We start from the raw sequence: 18,279 nt of genomic DNA, 5'->3' as shown, positions 1-18,279 counted from the left end.
GATCAGGAGGAGGCGCTATGGGAAGCTGTGGCTCCAAAAATTTCCTCGAAGGCTTCGCGCAGGCGCATGTCGACATCGGCCATCATCACGGGAAGGCCAAGATCGACGAGGCTCGTGACGCCATAGGCGCTGATGCCGCAGGGCACGATGCCGGTGAAATGCGTCAGGTCCGGATCGACGTTGAGCGACAGGCCGTGGAAGCTGACCCAGCGGCGCAGGCGGATGCCGAGCGCGGCCACCTTGTCCTCCGCCATCGAGCCATCCGGCAGCAGCGGTTTTTCCGGCCGGCGCACCCAGACGCCGACGCGGTCCTCGCGCCGCTCGCCGCGCACGTTCATCATGCCGAGGGTGCGGATCACCAGTTCCTCGAGCGCCGCCACATAGGCGCGCACGTCCTGGCGCCGGCGTTTGAGGTCGAGCATCACGTAGGCCACCCGCTGGCCGGGGCCATGATAGGTGTATTCGCCGCCACGGCCTGTAGAAAATACCGGGAACCGGTCCGGCTCGATCAGGTCGGCCGTGTCGGCGCTGGTGCCGGCGGTATAGAGCGGCGGGTGTTCGAGCAGCCAGACGAGCTCGTCGGCGCTGCCATCGGCGATCGCCGCCACCTCGCGCTCCATTTCCGCCACCGCCTCCTCATAGGGAACCAGGCCATCGGAGATTCGCCAGCGCACGGGCGGAGAACCGGCCTGCGGCAGCATGGAGAGATCGAGATCGGTGCGCGTGAGCATGGAAAATCTTCTGGCAAAAACAAAAGGGGGCGGCAAGAGGCCGGTTTCGGCCCGGTTTATATAGGCATTCGGACCTGGAATTTTTATCCTTCAAAAATCTGTCACGGCGCACTTGTGCACCCCAAATGCTTTTGCTACATGCAGCCCCGCCGGCGCAAGTCGGCATCTACCACGATGCGGTCGTGGCGGAATTGGTAGACGCGCAGCGTTGAGGTCGCTGTGTCGCAAGACGTGGAAGTTCGAGTCTTCTCGACCGCACCAAAATAAGAAACCCGCTTCGGCGGGTTTTTTGTTGCCCGGATCACGACGGACAGAACCGGCCGGTAAAAATTTAGCGACCAAGCTCCCGTTCCTTTTAGATTTTTCCCTTAATCCCGTCGATCGGGACATCTGGGGAAAGACATGAACAATCTCATTTTTCCAAAGGCATTTGCCTGCCTTCTGGCAACTACGGTCGCCGTTTCCGCCGAGACGATCTCCATAGAGACTCATTCGCCGGAGCTTTCCGTGAAAGCGGCGGAGGGGATCGGTACGGCCAATGCCCATATCCTCGCCGAGATGACGCCCAAGGACGCCAGCGACTATTGCTCAAACTGGTTTCTAGGGCGCGGCAAGGCGGTGATCAACGACTGCATCAAGACCAGCCTGGACGGTGACAATACCAAGGCGGAGATAGGCGCCGACTGCGATGCCGGCTCACTCACCGACCCTCGCGGGCGAAAATTTACCTTTGCCGGGGTCTGGGAGAAACATGACGATATTCGAGCGCCCGGACGGTTCCGTTTCAAGGACGAAACCGGCTCGATCGTCGAGCCCAACAATGCGGCAGGCGGGCTTACCCTTGCGCACCTCTGGACGACGCTTTGCCCGCAGGGCTTTCCCACGCTGGACACGGAATTCAACCCATATGGCAAGAGGCGGGATTTCGCGCTCGCCTCTGCCAAAGACACGGACCACCCGCTCAACAACAGCCTGAATATCGAGCCGTTCATCCACAACGACTCCTTCATGCATGTGAGCTACAAGTATGGGCTCATCACCTATCATGATCCGAAACCATCGATCGCCGGTACGATCCCGCCGAACACGCTGCTGTTCCAAGGCAGGATCGAGCATATGGGCGAAGCGATCGGCGTCGCCTACACGTTCAAGAAGGGCTGCGAACCGGCACCCTATTTCGTGATCGGCTATTACCAGGCCCAAACATCCACCTATTTCCTGCATGGCAAGGCGCCGTTGCGCAGCAAGACGAATTGCGATGTCATCGGCTATAGCGACAAAAGTCCGAATGCGACCTTGAAATTGCAGGCCTATCTGATGGACTGATCCCGGTGCATATGCTGCAAGGTAAGGACAAGCCCATGGTCGAACTGAAAGTAAAGACACGGCCGGTCGGCGCGACCGCCGTCCTCGGACGCCTCGGTCACCCGCAGGTGACAAGCGAGACGGGTGGTCGGGTTGAGGTGGTGACGGGCGCTTCCGAGCCGGGGTTCAATCCGCTCGACCTGATGTTTTCATCGCTTGCCGCCTGCCTCGTGCTCAGCGGCCGGATCGCGGCGAGCAAGCTCGGCATTCTCGACAGGCTGAGCGAGGTGAGGGTGCATGTGACCGGCGAAAAAGCCCATGAAGGACCGTCCCGGATCACCAAATTTATCGTGGATTTCCGTGTCGAAGGGGACTTCGACGACGAACAGAAAAGTCAGATCGCCCATATGGCCGAGGACATCTGCACCGTCAGCAATACGCTGAAAAACTCACCGGATATCGTGCTGACGAACGCCTAGTCGCCGTCCAGCCTCAATCGTCGTCGGGTATGTGGCTGTCGACGCCCTCGAGCCGAAGGTTGTTGACCAGTTCGCGGACGCCGGCGACCCGTTGGATCCGGCGGACGATCCTGCGTGCCGTTGTCGCATCATCGACCGCGCCTTCGAGCGTGACGGTTCCGTCCTCGACATGCACGTCGATCGACGCCATGTCGATCACATCCAAATCCTCGATCGCGTCGGTGATCCGCTCTTCGAGGTCGTCGGCCTCCTCGATACCCTTCGTTCCGGGACGAACGCTGTCGACCAGCCGCTCTTCCGATCCGTCACGCTCGACGCTGTCCACCTGATAGCCCCGATTGCGTTCCGTATCGAAATTGGCCTTGGGATCGCCGTAAGCGGCGTTATCGACGGGACGGGCACCGGCCGCATCGTCGTAGGGCCAGCCTTCGTCGATATTCCGGTCATCATAATCGCGGAAATCTTCCTCGCGGGAAATATCGTCAGCTTTCTTCTTGCCCGGCACCACGGTCTCCTATCATTCCCCTACGGACCCAGCGCACCCCTCCTGAAAGGCCGATGCGCCGGGTATTTTCGCCTCAGTGGCTCGCGGATGCGCCATTCCCATGACCCGTCAGGGTCAGGTGGCTTTCGACATCATGTACACCATCCACGGTCTCCGCGCTCAACACCGCCTTGCGGGCCGAGAACACGGTATCGACAGAACCCTCGAGGATGACCTTGGTTCCCTCGGCATGCGGTTCGATCATCGACGAATCGACGTCCGGCAGTGCAGCCAGACGCTCGGATACTTTTCGCTCGAGTTCAGTTGGGGTCTTGTCTGCTGTCGTCATGGTTGTAGATCCTCGCTGGACTTGCGACCTGACAACGGGCGAACACGAATTTGGTTCGGCCGCACTCTTATTTTCCCTTGTCCCATTTGCGCAGCAGCCGGTCGCGCTTCAGGCGGGACAGCCGTTTCAGCCAGAAGATGCCGTCGAGCTGGTCGATCTCATGCTGCATGCAGATGGAATAAAAGCCTTCAGCATCCTCTTCCTGGACGACACCGGTGAGATCTTGGTAGCGGAACCTGATCCGTTTCGGGCGTTCTACCTCGTCATTGGCGCCGGGCAGGGAGACGCTGCCCTCGATATGACGCATCAACTCCTCCGAGGAGGCCAGGATTTCCGGGTTGGCGTAGAAGCGCGGGCCACTCTCCCTCGATAGTTCCAGCACCACGAGCCGTATGAAGACGCCGACATGCGCGGCGGTGATGCCGACGCCGGGTGCCGCCCGCGTCGTATCGAGAAGGTCGTGGGCGAGGGCAGTCAGGCTCGCATCGAAGATGGTGACCGGTTCGCAGGGTTTGGACAGACCTGGATCGGGATATTTCAGGATGGTTCGGATGGCCACTTTTCGAACTCCTCTCGCTGCTCTTCGGGCTTTTTCCGCATCGTTTCGCCATGCGCTCTGGACCCGGAACGGCAATTGTTCTAGCAGGAAAACCGGTGGCATGAACAATAGAGCCGGATGCGGCTATCCGGTTGTTGACAATATGTTTTTTGCCGCCATTCTCCTTTTGTCAAATACCAGCAGCGAGGGCGGCAGATGAGCGATATCGGCGAGGACCACCGCCTGCGCACAAAGACCGACGATGCCGGTGACGACATCTATTCCGAGGACGGCTCGATCCGTGCCGATTTCCTGGCCATGGTCGGGGCGGCGATCGCCGATCGCGACACGCTTTTCCTGCGCAGCCATGTGGCGCGCCTGCACGAATCCGAACTCGGCGACCTGCTCGAAGCCATCCTGCCCGACCAGCGCCACGCGCTTGTGCGGTTGCTCGGCGACGATTTCGACCTGACCGCGCTGACCGAAGTCGACGAAAAGATCCGCATGGAGATCGTCGACCAGATGTCGAACGCGCAGATCGCGGCGGCGATCGGCGAACTCGATTCGGACGACGCGGTCTACATTCTGGAAGACCTCGACCACGAGGACCGGGAAGAAATTCTCGCGCAGCTGCCGTTCACCGAGCGGGTGAGGCTGCGCCGCGCGCTCGACTATCCCGAACAGTCGGCCGGCCGCCGCATGCAGACGGAATTCGTCGCGGTGCCGCCGTTCTGGACCGTCGGCCAGACGATCGACTACATGCGTGACGAGGAGGACCTGCCGGAGAGCTTTACCCAGATCTTCGTCATCGACCCGACCTTCAAGCTGCTCGGCGTGCTCGACCTCGACCGCATCCTGCGCGCCAAGCGGCAGGTGAAGATCGAGACGATCATGCGGGAGACGAATTACCCGATTCCGGCCGACATGGACCAGGAAGAGGCAGCCCGGCTCTTCGAGCAATACGACCTGCTCTCGGCCGCCGTCGTCGACGAGAACGGCCGGCTGGTCGGCGTGCTTACCATCGACGACGTGGTCGACGTCATCCAGGAAGAGGCGGAAGAGGACATCATGCGCCTCTCGGGCGTCGGCGACGAAGAACTGTCCGACTCGGTCCGCGAAACCTCGCGGTCGCGGGTGCCGTGGCTGCTGGTCAATCTGTTCACCGCCTTCATTTCCGCCTCGGTGATCTCGCTGTTCGAGGCGACGATCGAACAGGTGGTGGCGCTCGCCATCCTGATGCCGATCGTCGCCGGCATGGGCGGCAATGCCGGCTCGCAGACCATGACCGTGACGGTGCGGGCGCTCGCGACCCGCAATCTCGACATCCACAATGCCTGGCGCGTCGCGCGACGCGAGGCGGGGGTGGGCCTGATCAACGGCGTGGTGATCGGCTGTCTCGTCGGCATGGTGGCGGGCCTGTGGTTCCACGACGTCCATATCGGCGGGCTGATCGCCACCGCCATGCTGATCAACATGTTTGCGGCTGCCATGGCCGGCATCATGATCCCGCTGCTTCTCGACCGTGCCGGGGCGGATCCAGCGGTATCATCCGCCGTGTTCGTGACCGCGATTACCGATACGACGGGTTTCTTCTCGTTTCTTGGCCTCGCGACCTGGTGGTTCATGCTCCGCTGAGCGCCAAAATTGACTGTTACGTAAAAGTCAATTAGTTTGGCTGACGAGTAGCAGGACATGATCGTGAACAAATATTATAGCATTACGGAGCTGACGCGTGAATTCGGGGTCTCGACCCGCACGCTGCGCTTCTATGAGGACGAGGGGCTGATCCACCCCGAACGCCGGGGTCGCACGCGGCTTTTCCGGGCGACGGATCGCCGGCTGATCCAGGAAATCCTGCGCGGCCGCCGGATCGGCTTCACGATCGCCGAGATCCGCGAAATCATCCAGGTCTACAAGGAACCGCCGGGAGAGCTGGGGCAGCTCAAGCTCCTGATGACGCGCTTGGACGAGAAGCGCAACGACCTGCGCCAGAAGCGCAAGGATATCGATGACACGCTGAGCGAACTCGACAATGTCGAGGAAGCCTGCCTGACCCGGCTTGCCGAAATCGGCGTCGGCACCTGATCTCCCACAAACCCGGCTATTGCGCCTCGATCGAGCATTGTTCGGCGAGCGACTGCACCCGGTCGTCCTGCGGAGCGATGGCGCCGGATTGCAGCGGCGTCATCAGGGATTGGGCGATCAGCTTGTCGGCGGTGCAGCCGCAGAATTTCTGGCAGAGGCCGGCGTCGTTGCCTTGGCCGGTGCAGCCGGCCTCGCAGCTTCTGACATAGCCGATCCGCGGGTCCGGCGGCGGAGCTGGATGCACCAGCGAAAAGAGGTAGACGAGCGCGATCAGCACCGGCTGGTGGACGAGATAGATGATCAGGCTGTGGCGGCCGGCCCTGGAGAGCAGGTTCGGCTCCGTCTGGACTGCCGCGAGCCTCGGCAACCATTTCCTCGATAGCGCGATGCGTCCGACCGTCACCCCGGCCAGCAGGGCGGCGATCCAGGGAAACAGCGGCACATAATCGTTCGAGCGCGGCGGAATTTCAGCAAGGCCAAGCCAGCTCAGGTACCGGGCGTTGAACAGGGCCGAATCCAGGACGCCGGGAAAAAGGCTGTAGTCGACGATCATTGCGACGACGACCAGAAGCACGACAGCTCCGGTGAGCAATGGGGATAACCGCAGGAAGGCGAGGCCGATCAGGCTCGACAGCGCGATATTGTGCAGGATGCCGAAATAGATCCACTCGCTCGGAAAGGCGATCAGGGTCGCGATGCTGATCGCGGCCGCGGCACCTGCGACCATGCCAAAACGCTTCCAGAAGGATTGCCAGCGGATCTTCGGGAAATGCGCGAGGACGAGGCTGACGCCGGCCAGGAACAGGAAGGAACTGGCGATGGCGCGGGCATAGGCCTTGAAAAAGCCCTGGGTGGCCGTGCCGGGATCGACATAACCGAAAAATTCGAGATCCCAGGTGAAATGGTAGGTCGCCATGGCGATCAAAGCGACGCCGCGCAGCGTGTCGATCAGCGTGACGCGGGGCATGCGCGGGGCGGGGGTCTGGGCTTCGGCAACAGTCACTGCGTGTCTTTCCGGATCCAATTTCAGGGCGTCCCGCGGTCCATGATCGCCAGCCGCGCCTCGGAGAAATACTGGCGGCGGGTGAGGACCACGACCACGACAACGGTCATGGCGATGAACATATAGGGCCCGATGAACCAACCGAGATAGCCGACCGACAAAAACAGCGCCCGCAGGCCCGAATTGAAATGGCCGGCCGCGATCGTGTTCATCCGCACCACCTGATCGGCCGCCCGCTCCGCCGCCGCCCGGTCGGCATGGGTGTCGTGCATCATCGGCAGGGCGCCGAAGAGGATGGTGCAGTAGTTGAACAGCCGGTAGGACCAGCCGAACTTGAAGAAGGAATATCCGAACAGGAAGGTGAGACCGGCGACCTTGAGTTCGAAGGCGGTGCGGCCGCCGTAGGCGACGAAGGGCAGGTCGCGGAAGACCGCCTCCACCTGTTCGGTGGCACCCAGCAGCGCGAAACAGCCGCCGATCGCGAAGATCGACGTGGAGGCGAAGAAAGCGGTGCCGTTCTGCAGGCCCGCCAAAATCTGAGTGTCGATCATCTTCAGGTCGCGACGGAGCGAATTGTAGATCCATTCCTTCCGCCGTTCGGCCATCGCCCGGTTGAGGCTGGCTCGCGGAAAGAGCCGCGAGCCGGAGCCGGCGGTCACCCAGGAGTAGAGGGACCAAAGGACGGCAAAGAGGGCAAGCGCGATATAGTCAGCGTTCGTCATAGGCTTCACCGGTCTGGAATCGGTCTCCGTCTCGTCATGCTTTGTTTCCGTTTCGGCGGCAAGCCTCCTGCACACGGATGGAACCTCAAACAGCGCGCAACGTTACGAAAGCCACCACTTAAGGGCCTCCGCCATGTTTTTGCCATTTTCCGGATTGCGAAGCCGATGGGATTTTAATAGACCATTAGGGATGACGATCCCGAGCGGACGTTGATCGATGCGGCAGGAACCTGGAGATCACATGGAAGATACGGTGCAGAAGTCCTGCTGGGGCGTGACCTTCAAGGCACTCCTGGGATTTGCAGGGGTTTTGGCTCTCGCGTATCTGTTCGGCGCTATCTGATCGTCCCATGATCCGATTGTCGCGGTGAAATTCCGGAATTTCGGTCCTCGGCGTGGTATTCGTACCTCGCCGTTTCTATTTTAAGATCATGTCGCGGCCGTTTCACCGGATGTCGGCCACCCGCCAAGGCATGGCGGCGGTCTGACATAGGCTGGACCATCACCTCATTACCGCACGGATTCTCATGTTCCTGTCCGTTTTCGATGTCTTCAAGATTGGTATCGGCCCTTCGAGCTCGCACACGATGGGACCGATGTCGGCCGCCAACCGGTTCCTGGAGCTCATCCTGTCCAGCGACTGGCCCAGGCCGACCGGCGCGCATGTCGCGGCACTGAAGGTGAGCCTGCATGGTTCGCTGGCGTTTACCGGGATCGGGCACGGGACGGGCAGGGCGGTGATATTGGGCCTGGTCGGCGAAATGCCGAACAAGGTCGATCCGGACCGGATGGACGAGATCATCGCCGAGGTGGAACGCGCCGGCCGTGTGGCGCCGCCCGGCCATCCCGCTTACGAATTCCAGCCGAAGACCGACCTGATCTTCGACAAGAAACAGCCTCTGCCGGGCCATGCCAACGGCATGAGTTTCTCAGCCTTCGACCGGGATGGCCGGCTTCTCCTGAAGCGGATCTATTATTCGATCGGCGGCGGTTTCGTGGTGACGGACACCGAGCTCGAGGCGATGCGCGCGCCCAAGAAATCCGCGGGCGACGCGCGCATTCCCTATCCCTTCGCCACCGCCAAGCAGATGCTTGACATGGCGCGGGGTTCGGGCCTGACGATCGCCCAGATGAAGCGTGCCAACGAAGAAACGAAGATGGGCACCGCCGAGCTCGATGCTGGCCTCGACAGCATCTGGGAGGCGATGTCGAGCTGTATCGACCGTGGCCTCAAGGTCGACGGCATCATGCCGGGCGGATTGAAGGTGAAGCGCCGGGCGCGGGCGATCCACGACAAGTTGAACGAGGAATGGCGCAGCAACCGGCTGAACCCGCTGCTCGCCAACGACTGGCTCTCAGTCTATGCGATGGCGGTCAACGAGGAGAATGCCGGCGGTGGGCGGGTGGTCACGGCGCCGACCAATGGTGCTGCGGGCGTCATTCCGGCGACGGTGCGTTATTACCTGCATTTCCACGACGACGCGACCCGGGCGGACATCCACAACTTCCTGCTGACCGCTGCCGCAATCGGCGGCATCATCAAGCACAATGCCTCGATCTCGGGCGCCGAAGTCGGCTGTCAGGGCGAGGTGGGGTCGGCCGCCGCCATGGCTGCGGCAGGGCTTGCCGCCGTCATGGGCGGCTCGCCGGAGCAGATCGAGAATGCCGCCGAGATCGCGCTGGAACACCATCTCGGCATGACCTGCGACCCGATCGCCGGCCTCGTGCAGGTGCCCTGCATCGAGCGCAATGCGCTCGGGGCCGTCAAGGCGGTGACCGCTGCCTCGCTTGCTCTCAAGGGCGACGGGACACATTTCGTGCCGCTCGACGCCTGTATCGAGACGATGCGCCAGACCGGCAATGACATGAGCGAGAAATACAAGGAAACCTCGACCGGCGGCCTCGCCGTCAACGTCGTGGAATGCTGAGTCGTTTTGCCGCTGTGGAGGGGGCCGAGCAAACGCTTGACCTCGCCCCCGGATAGGTTTTCAACCAAACCATGGCTCTTCATCTTATCAAACTCTGCGTCGGCGCCGACTCGATCCAGGATCTCCAGGATTGGGTTGCCGAGCGCTCGCTCAATGCGATCGCCGCGGGCCTCGAACCGCACAGTATCCATACGACCCGCATGGTGCCGAAGCGCATGGACGAACTGCTCGACGACGGATCGCTCTACTGGGTGATCAAGGGGCAGGTGATGGCGCGGCAGAAGCTGCTCGACATCCGCACGGTCACCGGTGGCGACGGCATCCAGCGCTGCCAGCTGGTGCTCGGGCCGGAGGTCATCGAAACTGCGCCGCAGCCGAAGCGACCCTTCCAGGGATGGCGGTATCTGAAAAACGAAGAAGCGCCGCGGGACCTCGGCAAACTGGGCGAGGACGTGGCGGCGCTTCCGGAAGATCTGCGGCGGGAACTCGCCGAGCTTGGGCTTCTATAACGGCAAGGCTCGGCTGATCGGCCCTGCTTGATCCTGATCAGCGAAGCTTGATGCGGACCGGCGCGCGGCCGGCGCGGATACCGATATGCAGGTGGATATTGGCTTCCGGCTGGGAATGACGCCAGGCGCGCGCACCATGGCTGAGCAGCATGGAGACCAGGTCACGGGTCTTTTCCTTGGAGCGATTCAAGCCGAGACCGGCAAGCCGCATGGCCGCCTCGTGAAGCGGATTGAGGGCGACGCCCTTCGCTCTGGATTTTTGCGCCGGCTTGAAGGCCAGTTCTGCGCTGTTTTCATTCATCATCATCGGAAACCCCGTCTACGCGTTACTTTCGAGATCCCTCCGCGCCGCAGAATCGGCGCGGGCATTTCCTTGATTGCCGGAACGGCCGCTCACTGAAGCGACGCCCAGCAGCTGATGCCCTTCTTCTTCAGCACGTTGCAGGCATCGATGGCCGTCTTCTGGTCGTCGAAGCCGCCGAAGCGGGCACGGTAGATCTGTTCGCCATTGTTGCTGAAGGCGACAGTGAAGGGTTTGGCGGAACGCAATACCTTGCCGCCTTTATCCTGCGCATTCTGCAGGAGATCCTGAGCTTGTTTCTGGTTCGGCGAAGCGCCGATCTGGATGACCCAGCCGTTGGAGGCGATCGAAGCCGCCGCGGCGGACTGGGTGGCCTTCGCGGACACGGCAGACACCTTGGTGGAGGCGGTTGTCACGTCGTCGACGGTCGAACGGCCGGCGCGGTGCGCCACGGCTTCCTCGGTGCGGGCCGGCATATATTCCGGAGCCGGCGTCGGCACGGCGGAAACACCTGCCATGGCCGAACTCATCGCCTGGGTGATGACCTTCTTCTGCTCCGGCTCAGCGGCATAGGCCGATGCGGCAGCAGGAGCCAAGGCTGCGACCTGCTGTTCGCCATAACGGGCGCCCGGCAGCGGGCCGCTCGGCGGCAGGTCGAGGGCGGCCATCTGGCGCACGTCGGATTGCGTCGCGGCAACCGACGGAGCGACCCGGACCGGCGCTGAAGGAGCGGGTGCGACCGGGGCAGCGGGAGCGGCCTGGGCGATCAGGTTGCTGTTGCCGCCGCGGGACGCTTCCGGCAGGTAGTCGGCGACCAGCTTGCGCATCGTCGCATCACGGGCCGCACTGGAGCGGCCACCGAGCACGACGGCGACGATCGAGCGGCCGTCGAGCTGGGCCGAGGTGGCAAGATTGCTGCCGGCGGCGCGTGTGTAGCCCGTCTTGATGCCGTCGACGCCCTTGACGTTGCCAACCAGGCGATTGTGATTACCGATCGTCTGCTTGCCGAAATTGAAGCTGCGGATCGCGAAATAACCGTAATACTGCGGAAAGTGCTGGCGCAGCGCCATGCCGAGACGGGCCTGGTCGCGTGCCGTCGTCATCTGCGCTGTGTTCGGCAGGCCGTTGGCATTGCGATAGGTGGTGCGGGTCATGCCGAGCGCACGCGCCTTGCCGGTCATCAACGATGCAAAGCGCTCTTCGGAGCCACCGATGAATTCACCAAGAGCGGTGGCAATGTCGTTGGCGGAGCGGGTGACGAGTGCGCGGATGGCCTGGTCGACCGAGACAGAGCCACCGGCGCGGACGCCGAGCTTGGAAGGCGGCTCGGACGCGGCGTGAGCGGAGACCGGGACCTGCGTATCGAGGCTGATACGGCCGGATTCGAGCGCCTCGAAGGTCAGGTAGAGCGTCATCATCTTGGTGAGCGACGCGGGATAACGCAGACCATCCGGATCCTCGGAATAGAGAACCCTACCGGTCTTTGCATCGACGACGATACCAGCAAATTTCGGATCGGCAGCTGCAGGCGTCGAAAACATCGAAATCGCCACAGCCAATGTGAGGAGAAAACCGAGAAACCGTCCCGGAACCGTCGCATCACCTTTCGGAAGGGATGCAGAGAACATTTTTTTCGACACTGCCGCACTCATCGCTTGCATCACATTAGTCATATCCGGACGCGCCCCCGCCACGACCGTTACCCGTCAATCTAGGGGATTAGCGTTACCAAGAGGTTTATGATGAACAGCAGCTTGCTTAGATATGCTGCATTTTAGACATCAACTCAGGCTTGGACCCCGACCCGTCCGCGGCCGCTTATTTCGCCAGCCGGTTTTCGACAAAGAGGCGAACTGCGGCATCAATATGTTGCCAATCCTTCAAAAGCACGCTGGAGAAGCGATAGAGTATCGTCAGGTCCTGCCCGATGTGGATATCCCGCTGGCAGTCGCCGCTGGTCGCCTTGTCTCCGGCAGCCGGCAGCACGCAGCGCACGACGTAATCCGGTGCGCCGGCGACCCGCCCCGTCAGCACGACTTCGCTGCCGTAACCCGAGTCGGCGCGCAGCCGGTGAAGCGTCAGTCCGAAGGCCGCCGGTTGCGGCTCGCCGTCGAACAGTTTGGAGTATATCGGCTCCAGCCGCCCGGACATGTCGCGCGACATCGTGCTCTGCGACAATTGCAGGAAAATCAACGAGGAAGACTGGCCGACATCATCGAAGCGCGACCGCAGGCCGGCACTGTAACCTTCGAGCTCCGGCCATGTGAGATAGAGGTCGACGCGCTCGGCGATACCCGCCCGGCGCTGGTCGCGGAAGCGGATCGTGTTGGCCGGCAGTTCGATCTTGTCCTGGCCGATCCGGATCAGGAATTTTTCGGTACTGTCGGTATGGCCGGCAAGCGCGATACGCTGGCCGAACCAGTGACCACTGATGCTGATCCCCGCCGTCAACAGGGCAAGGACGGCGATGACGACAGTCAGGCGATAGACGAAGCGATTGGACAGGAGCGGCGCATCTTCTGCAGCCGAGAGGTTCCGGGCCGGACCTGCCATGACGTGCGCTCCATGTTCTCATTCGAGAGGGATTCGCCAGCGCCGGAATGGGACAGGAATACGGGAAGAGGCCAAGCGATTTGGCGGCAGTCTGGATCGTTATGATTAACGTTTCGTAAAGCAAGTCGGGACCGGGACAGTTCGGCAATCGCCTGCAGATGCGCGGTCCCTCAGATTGACCGCGGCTCGGGTCGCCGCGGTCTCCCAGCCATCGTGCAGGCGGGATTATTGGCCGACGGAGCCCACGGCGGTGGCGCGACCGTCCTGCAGCTTTACCCAGCGGGCAGGGTCATCGTTCGCCTGGCGCTTCAGAAAGGTGTATTCGGTATCCGACCAGACCATCACCTTGTTGCGCATGTTGTCGAGCACGAAGTCGCCGCGATCGGTGCGGACCGTCAGGACGGCGTGACCCTCGCCATTCGGCTGCAGGACGACGGTAATCAGCAGGTCGGACGGCGAAAAGCCCTTCGCCATCAGCATCTTCCGCTTCAGAAGCACGAAGTCTTCGCAGTCGCCGACGGTGCGGGGATAGGCCCAGCGTTCTTCGACGCCGTAGATTTCCTGATCGGTCATCGGCGTGATGGAGGAATTGACCGTGTAGTTGACATCCAGAAGCGTGCGCCACTTGTCTTCGGTCAAGGCCAGCGGGCCGGCGTCCTTGTAGGTCGCGGCGCATTCGCTGACATAGGTCTTGCAAAACTCATAATGGCCGAGCGGCGGATTGGCCTGGCCGAGAACACGCACGGAGCCGGCCTGCATGCCGAACGCACTTCCGGCGGTAAAGATTGCGATGACGGCGGTGATGGCGGCGAGGCCCAGTCCCTTGCTGTACTTCATTTTTATGTCTCCCCGTTGTGGGAAGAACACTGCCAGACAGCGCTTGATTGACCGGAAAATATCGCAGTAAAATCAATATCTTATTTGAATTCAATTCGTCTAAAACACAGATCAAATACATCTCGAACTTTCATAAAATTAGAGACGAATTTGCCGTTGGTTTTCATAAAATGGGCTCTACCGGCATTGGCCGGCATTGCCGCCGTCCCGCTATCCAACTGTAATTCAAGGATTTTCAGCGGTGGGCAGGCATAGCCGACGGAGCGTCGGAAGTCTGGAAATGACGACGGTTGGCCGTGTTCGAGCAGAAGAGGAAGGTGCAGACGGAGGCGCGCCACAGTCAAATCGGGCTCATCGGGGCCGATTCTCGGGCTCGAAAAAAGTGCCGAAAGGGGACATTTTCTTGAAAAAAAAGTTCGTTTCGGCACAGACCGCCACCGTTCCCCGGTCTGTCCAGCAATGAAACAGGCTGGCTGGCGGAGATGGACAACAAAAAAGCGCCCCGGGCGGGACGCTTTTGGATCGTGGTGGCAAGAACGCTTTTAGAGGAATTCGGTGAGCGTTTCGCGCGATTGGACCGAATTGAACTCGATCGCCACGCCTTCCATGAAGTGGCGCACGACGCGGCCGCGCATGTTGCCGAGCCGGAGCGGGGTGCCGAGCGCCGGGCGAATATCGATATCGATCGCGGCGCCCGACAGCGAAAGGTCCACGATGCGGCAGGCATAACGCCGGCCGTCGTCGAGCGTGATCTCCGTGCGGGTATTGCGCGGCGCCAAGCGATCATGGCGGCGATCTTCCGGCAGGCCGAGTTCATGCTTGTTGGCGATCCAGGTCAGCTGGGCGGCCAATTTCTCGCGCTTGCGGTCCGTCGCATTGATCGACATCACGAAGCCGGTGCCCGACAGGCTGACGACCATGCCTTCCAGCCGGCCGATATGATCGAGATAGGCGATCACCCGTTCGCCGACGAGGGGACGACCGACGCAGGCGAAGCTGACGTCGCCCGGCGACATGTCCACGACGTTGCAGGGAAATTCCTCATGCGTCGCCAGCATCAGCCGTCCTTGAATATTGACGGACACGCGCTGAAAGGAACGCTGCGCAGGAACGTTGGGGGTCGATGAAGTATGAGCCGGCTGAAATGAATACATTTGAGAGAGCTTTTCTCTTCTAAGTCTATCGTTAAGAGTATTAGCGCGCCGCGGTTAACAGAAGGTTTTGGAAGGCAGCGTCGCTGCTGCCTGCTGCGACCGGCATTCGCTCTCATGAGGGAGGGTGATCGGTCGGAAGGCGACCTGGCGTGTTGTGGAAAATCCCGCGATCGCCTGTGACCGGTACGCCGAAATGCGAACCGCTGCCGGTGAGGAACGTCCAGTTCTCGAGCGTCAGGAAGGCGGCCGGCGTTGCTGTTACGGGATAGGGAGAGAGCCGGGGCAGGAGGGCACCGAAGATGCGGTCGCTCGCCGCCGCCTCCGCCGACCGGATCGGCAGAAGCAGCATCTCGTAGGCATGACGGATGTGGCCATTCGAGGCCAGAACGTCCAGAAGCGCCGGCTGTTGCGAATGAATGACGCTATGGGCGATTTCCACCGGCTGCAGGTGATCTGTCTGCGGCCAGACATTCGCGAAAGCCTGACCTCGGAATTCACGGTCGAACAGGTCGCAGATGCGGGTACCCGCCAGGCGGAATGCCAGCGTGCCGGCAGGGTCCATGGCGGCCATGAAAAGATGCGGGAGAAGATGACGCAAGGCGACTGGATCGATCTCGGTCTTGAGGGGAACTGCCCCGTCCTGCTTGAGATTGATCCAGTAGTCGAAGATCGCTCGGCTGGCCTGGTTGCGCATTCATCTTACCTGTTACATTTCGAGACAGATCGCGCTTCATGCGCGGCTGGTCCTTCTCCAGCAGCGAAATCCATGCCACGGCGAAGGGCTCATGGTTAATGTTCCATGACCTGTCAATCTGCTGGCGTTACTGTGATCCTGGTGCGCTTTCCTTTGAACGGCCGCTCCTATATGGCTGTCGACCATTCGGCAGGGGAATGAGAAGACAGAAGGGACTGGCATGAACGACGGGCCGGATATGGCAAACGAACAGCCCGAGGCGGATGAGGGCGCCGAGCGTTCGCAACCGATTTTCAATCTTCCGCGCAGCCTTGTCGTGACGCTGGCCCTGCTTGCGGTCATCTACATCGTGCAGGACTACGTGCTGGACGAGGACATGCGGACCTATGTGATCGTGAATCTGGCGTTCACGCCGTTGCGCTACGTCTATCCGCTCGGCGAGCAGGGTTTTGCATGGGCGTGGACGCCGGTCACCTACTCGCTTCTGCACGGTGGCATCGAACACATCCTCTTCAATGCGCTTTGGCTGATGGCCTTCGGGGCGCCGGTCGTGCGGCGGATCGGCACCCTGCGCTACGTGATCTTCTGGATCCTTTCGGCGGTGGCCGCCGCCTTCTTCCATGCCGCGCTTAACTGGGGCAACGAGACCCTGCTGATCGGTGCGTCGGGGGTCGTCTCGGCGCTGATGGGGGCCGCCTGCCGTTTCGCCTTCCCGGAACGTCGCGGTTATGACAGAACCCATGGGCATCTCTATCCGCGCCAGTCGATCCTCGGCTCCTTCCGCAACCGCACCGTGGTGATCTTCACCGCTATGTGGTTCGCCGGCAACCTGCTGATCGCCTTCGGGGTGACGCTGTTCGGCGCGGACATGGGGCCGATCGCCTGGGACGCGCATATCGGCGGCTTCCTGTTCGGCTTCCTGCTGTTCGGCTTTTTCGATCCCTTGCCGCGCCGCGTCGTGCCGCTCGCGCGTCCTTGATCTCTTTCTTGATCTCTTTCCCGCCTCGCTCTACACTTCAGCAGACGTGCAGGGACGGTTCCTCCACCCGGGCGCTTTGCTTTTCGGGAATGGACGATGTCCAAGCCGAACTGGTTGCGAGGAGAGAGCCATGGCAATAATCGTCAAGAACATGCTGGATGCGAAGGGGCGTGACGTGGTGACCGTCGGTCCCGACAAGACGCTGCTCGAAGTCGCCGGGATCCTCAACGACAAGAAGATCGGTGCTGTCGTGGTAACCGGCATGGAAGGCCGTATCGCCGGCATCTTTACCGAACGCGACCTGGTGCGCGCCGTCGCCGGCAAGGGTGCCGCCGTGCTCGATCAGCCGGTCAAGTCGGCGATGACCACCTCGGTGCAGCGCTGCAAGGACGACACGACCGTCGATGAACTGATGGGCATGATGAGCAGCGGCCGTTTCCGTCACGTGCCCGTCGAACAGGACGGCAAGCTCGCCGGCATCATCTCGATCGGCGACGTGGTGAAATCGCGCATCCGCGAGATCGAACTCGAGGCCGAACAGATTAAGGCTTATATCGCCGGCTGAGTGTTTTCGGCTGCGCCTCGCCGCAAGGCGAGGCCTGCGCCTTAGCGAGCGAAAACTTCCTGCATGCGTTTCAGCGCGGAGATCTGCGCCATAGTTTCCGTATAGCCGCGGTCGATCGCTTCGCCGGCGCGGTGGAATTCGGACAGTCCGATATCGGCAAGCCGCGGATGCAGCGCCAGGTCCGGCGGATCGCCCGCCAGACGCGCCCGGGAAATGCGTTCCTGGATGATGTTGAAAGCCTGCACCATGGTGCCGGTCAGACCGACGCGAACGTCCTCGGGTTTCTTGCGGCCATCGTCCATGGGCTGGACGCTGGCATTGTGCTTGACGACAGCCGACCGTCCAAAAATCTCGTAGTTCAGGTTGACGGCGACCACCAGCGGCTGCTCGTAAGCGCGGCACACGGAGGTCGGCACCGGATTGACGAGGGCGCCATCGACCAGCGTCCGGTTGTTGCATTTCACCGGTTCGAAAATGCCCGGCAGGGCGTAGGAAGCGCGAAGCCCGGTGATCAACGAGCCGCTCGAGATCCACACTTCGTGGCCGGTGTGAAGTTCGGTCGCAACCGATACGAAAGGCCGATCGAGATCCTCGATCGACAGGCCTTCGAGATGTTCCTGCATCCGCTTGGTCAGCCGCATGCCGCCAAGAAGACCGCCGCCGCCGATCGTCAGATCGAGCAGGCCGGCGATGCGGCGCATGGTAAGCGAGCGGGCGAAGTTTTCGAGCTCGTCGAGCTTGCCTGCGAGATAACAGCCGCCGACCAAAGCGCCGATCGAGGTGCCGGCAATCATGCCGACTTCGATGCCGGCCTCGTCGAGCGCCCGCAATACACCGATATGCGCCCAGCCGCGCGCGGCGCCGCCGCCAAGGGCGAGAGAGAGCTTTGCTTTTTTGGGGGCTTCGATGATGGGAGGAGGTGTGGGTTCGAGAACTTGCGCTTCGCCGCCTTCGGCGGGTGCCGCAAGCGGATCGTGACGGTTCCAACTCCAGTTCAGCATCGATCAACACCCTCCACAGCTGAACAAACCCCGGTCTGTCGATTAGCGCACCAACAGATTTC

General features: G+C 61.6%; 22 protein-coding genes and 1 tRNA gene. 9 read left to right on the top strand and 14 right to left on the bottom strand.

The features are described 5' to 3' along the window. Positions 1-2 precede the first annotated feature (2 nt). On the bottom strand, positions 3-731 hold the full coding sequence (gene lipB, locus J2857_RS07820) for a lipoyl(octanoyl) transferase LipB (protein ID WP_210009522.1): 729 nt from the start codon (positions 729-731) through the stop codon (positions 3-5). A 176-nt stretch (positions 732-907) separates the two neighbouring features. Here lipB and J2857_RS07815 point away from each other — a divergent pair. The 3 genes from J2857_RS07815 (at position 908) to J2857_RS07805 (ending at position 2,515) form a co-directional block, all read left to right on the top strand. After that, positions 908-992, top strand: a tRNA-Leu gene (locus J2857_RS07815). A 141-nt stretch (positions 993-1,133) separates the two neighbouring features. After that, a complete protein-coding gene (locus J2857_RS07810) occupies positions 1,134-2,057 on the top strand; it encodes a hypothetical protein (RefSeq protein ID WP_210009521.1) in 924 nt (307 codons plus the stop codon). Positions 2,058-2,092: 35 nt separating this feature from the next. Continuing rightward, positions 2,093-2,515: an OsmC family protein gene (locus tag J2857_RS07805; RefSeq protein WP_210009520.1), complete on the top strand. Its 423-nt coding sequence runs from the start codon at positions 2,093-2,095 to the stop codon at positions 2,513-2,515. Positions 2,516-2,528: 13 nt separating this feature from the next. Here the strand turns inward: J2857_RS07805 and J2857_RS31370 are convergent, their stop codons facing one another. From J2857_RS31370 to J2857_RS07790, 3 genes are all read right to left on the bottom strand, one after another. Then, complete coding sequence (locus tag J2857_RS31370) at positions 2,529-3,020, bottom strand: BON domain-containing protein (protein ID WP_210009519.1); 492 nt, start codon at positions 3,018-3,020, stop codon at positions 2,529-2,531. 73 nt (positions 3,021-3,093) lie between these two features. Continuing rightward, complete coding sequence (locus J2857_RS07795; RefSeq protein ID WP_210009518.1) at positions 3,094-3,348, bottom strand: BON domain-containing protein; 255 nt, start codon at positions 3,346-3,348, stop codon at positions 3,094-3,096. A 67-nt stretch (positions 3,349-3,415) separates the two neighbouring features. Next, the gene (locus tag J2857_RS07790) at positions 3,416-3,907 is read right to left on the bottom strand and encodes a peptide deformylase (RefSeq protein ID WP_210009516.1); all 492 of its coding nucleotides are present in this window, start codon (positions 3,905-3,907) and stop codon (positions 3,416-3,418) included. A 195-nt stretch (positions 3,908-4,102) separates the two neighbouring features. Between J2857_RS07790 and mgtE the strand changes: the two genes are divergently transcribed. Both mgtE and J2857_RS07780 read left to right on the top strand, forming a co-directional pair. Next, positions 4,103-5,521 carry a magnesium transporter gene (mgtE, locus tag J2857_RS07785; protein WP_210009515.1) on the top strand — a complete coding sequence of 473 codons (1,419 nt, stop codon included), beginning with the start codon at positions 4,103-4,105 and terminating at the stop codon, positions 5,519-5,521. Positions 5,522-5,578: 57 nt separating this feature from the next. Further along, a complete protein-coding gene (locus tag J2857_RS07780) occupies positions 5,579-5,971 on the top strand; it encodes a MerR family transcriptional regulator (RefSeq protein ID WP_037082306.1) in 393 nt (130 codons plus the stop codon). Positions 5,972-5,987: 16 nt separating this feature from the next. On the opposite strand, the gene J2857_RS07775 is transcribed toward J2857_RS07780, so the two are convergent. Further along, positions 5,988-6,974 carry a DUF1624 domain-containing protein gene (locus J2857_RS07775; protein WP_432420144.1) on the bottom strand — a complete coding sequence of 329 codons (987 nt, stop codon included), beginning with the start codon at positions 6,972-6,974 and terminating at the stop codon, positions 5,988-5,990. A 23-nt stretch (positions 6,975-6,997) separates the two neighbouring features. Next, a complete protein-coding gene (locus tag J2857_RS07770) occupies positions 6,998-7,696 on the bottom strand; it encodes a DUF599 domain-containing protein (RefSeq protein ID WP_210009514.1) in 699 nt (232 codons plus the stop codon). 527 nt (positions 7,697-8,223) lie between these two features. Between J2857_RS07770 and J2857_RS07765 the strand changes: the two genes are divergently transcribed. Both J2857_RS07765 and J2857_RS07760 read left to right on the top strand, forming a co-directional pair. Further along, positions 8,224-9,624 carry an L-serine ammonia-lyase gene (locus tag J2857_RS07765; RefSeq protein WP_210009513.1) on the top strand — a complete coding sequence of 467 codons (1,401 nt, stop codon included), beginning with the start codon at positions 8,224-8,226 and terminating at the stop codon, positions 9,622-9,624. Positions 9,625-9,695: 71 nt separating this feature from the next. Then, the gene (locus tag J2857_RS07760; protein WP_210009512.1) at positions 9,696-10,133 is read left to right on the top strand and encodes a DUF1489 family protein; all 438 of its coding nucleotides are present in this window, start codon (positions 9,696-9,698) and stop codon (positions 10,131-10,133) included. 37 nt (positions 10,134-10,170) lie between these two features. On the opposite strand, the gene J2857_RS07755 is transcribed toward J2857_RS07760, so the two are convergent. The 7 genes from J2857_RS07755 to J2857_RS07725 all read right to left on the bottom strand — a co-directional run bounded on the left by J2857_RS07755 (position 10,171) and on the right by J2857_RS07725 (position 15,672). Then, positions 10,171-10,440: a hypothetical protein gene (locus J2857_RS07755; RefSeq protein WP_210009511.1), complete on the bottom strand. Its 270-nt coding sequence runs from the start codon at positions 10,438-10,440 to the stop codon at positions 10,171-10,173. Between the two features lie 86 nt (positions 10,441-10,526). Beyond that, on the bottom strand, positions 10,527-11,975 hold the full coding sequence (locus tag J2857_RS07750; protein ID WP_432420143.1) for a D-alanyl-D-alanine carboxypeptidase: 1,449 nt from the start codon (positions 11,973-11,975) through the stop codon (positions 10,527-10,529). 277 nt (positions 11,976-12,252) lie between these two features. After that, on the bottom strand, positions 12,253-12,987 hold the full coding sequence (locus tag J2857_RS07745; protein WP_210009508.1) for a hypothetical protein: 735 nt from the start codon (positions 12,985-12,987) through the stop codon (positions 12,253-12,255). Positions 12,988-13,212: 225 nt separating this feature from the next. Further along, positions 13,213-13,746, bottom strand: coding sequence for a transglutaminase-like cysteine peptidase (locus J2857_RS07740; RefSeq protein WP_432420151.1), 534 nt, complete (start codon positions 13,744-13,746; stop codon positions 13,213-13,215). A 158-nt stretch (positions 13,747-13,904) separates the two neighbouring features. Beyond that, positions 13,905-14,168: a hypothetical protein gene (locus J2857_RS07735; RefSeq protein WP_210009506.1), complete on the bottom strand. Its 264-nt coding sequence runs from the start codon at positions 14,166-14,168 to the stop codon at positions 13,905-13,907. 198 nt (positions 14,169-14,366) lie between these two features. Continuing rightward, positions 14,367-14,978, bottom strand: coding sequence for a PilZ domain-containing protein (locus J2857_RS07730; protein ID WP_210009505.1), 612 nt, complete (start codon positions 14,976-14,978; stop codon positions 14,367-14,369). Positions 14,979-15,090: 112 nt separating this feature from the next. Beyond that, positions 15,091-15,672 carry a PAS domain-containing protein gene (locus J2857_RS07725; RefSeq protein WP_210009504.1) on the bottom strand — a complete coding sequence of 194 codons (582 nt, stop codon included), beginning with the start codon at positions 15,670-15,672 and terminating at the stop codon, positions 15,091-15,093. Between the two features lie 220 nt (positions 15,673-15,892). On the opposite strand from J2857_RS07725, the gene J2857_RS07720 reads away from it, so the two are divergent. Both J2857_RS07720 and J2857_RS07715 read left to right on the top strand, forming a co-directional pair. Then, on the top strand, positions 15,893-16,651 hold the full coding sequence (locus J2857_RS07720; protein WP_210009503.1) for a rhomboid family intramembrane serine protease: 759 nt from the start codon (positions 15,893-15,895) through the stop codon (positions 16,649-16,651). A gap of 130 nt (positions 16,652-16,781) precedes the next feature. Next, complete coding sequence (locus J2857_RS07715; protein ID WP_210009502.1) at positions 16,782-17,216, top strand: CBS domain-containing protein; 435 nt, start codon at positions 16,782-16,784, stop codon at positions 17,214-17,216. A 41-nt stretch (positions 17,217-17,257) separates the two neighbouring features. On the opposite strand, the gene J2857_RS07710 is transcribed toward J2857_RS07715, so the two are convergent. After that, positions 17,258-18,217 carry a patatin-like phospholipase family protein gene (locus J2857_RS07710; RefSeq protein ID WP_210009500.1) on the bottom strand — a complete coding sequence of 320 codons (960 nt, stop codon included), beginning with the start codon at positions 18,215-18,217 and terminating at the stop codon, positions 17,258-17,260. Between the last annotated feature and the right edge of the window lie 62 nt (positions 18,218-18,279).

It is taken from the genome of Neorhizobium galegae, from assembly GCF_017877055.1.
Classification (GTDB): Bacteria; Pseudomonadota; Alphaproteobacteria; order Rhizobiales; family Rhizobiaceae; genus Neorhizobium; species Neorhizobium galegae_D.
The sequence above is the reverse complement of the archived record's forward strand: the minus strand, read 5'-3'. Positions and strand labels throughout refer to the sequence as shown.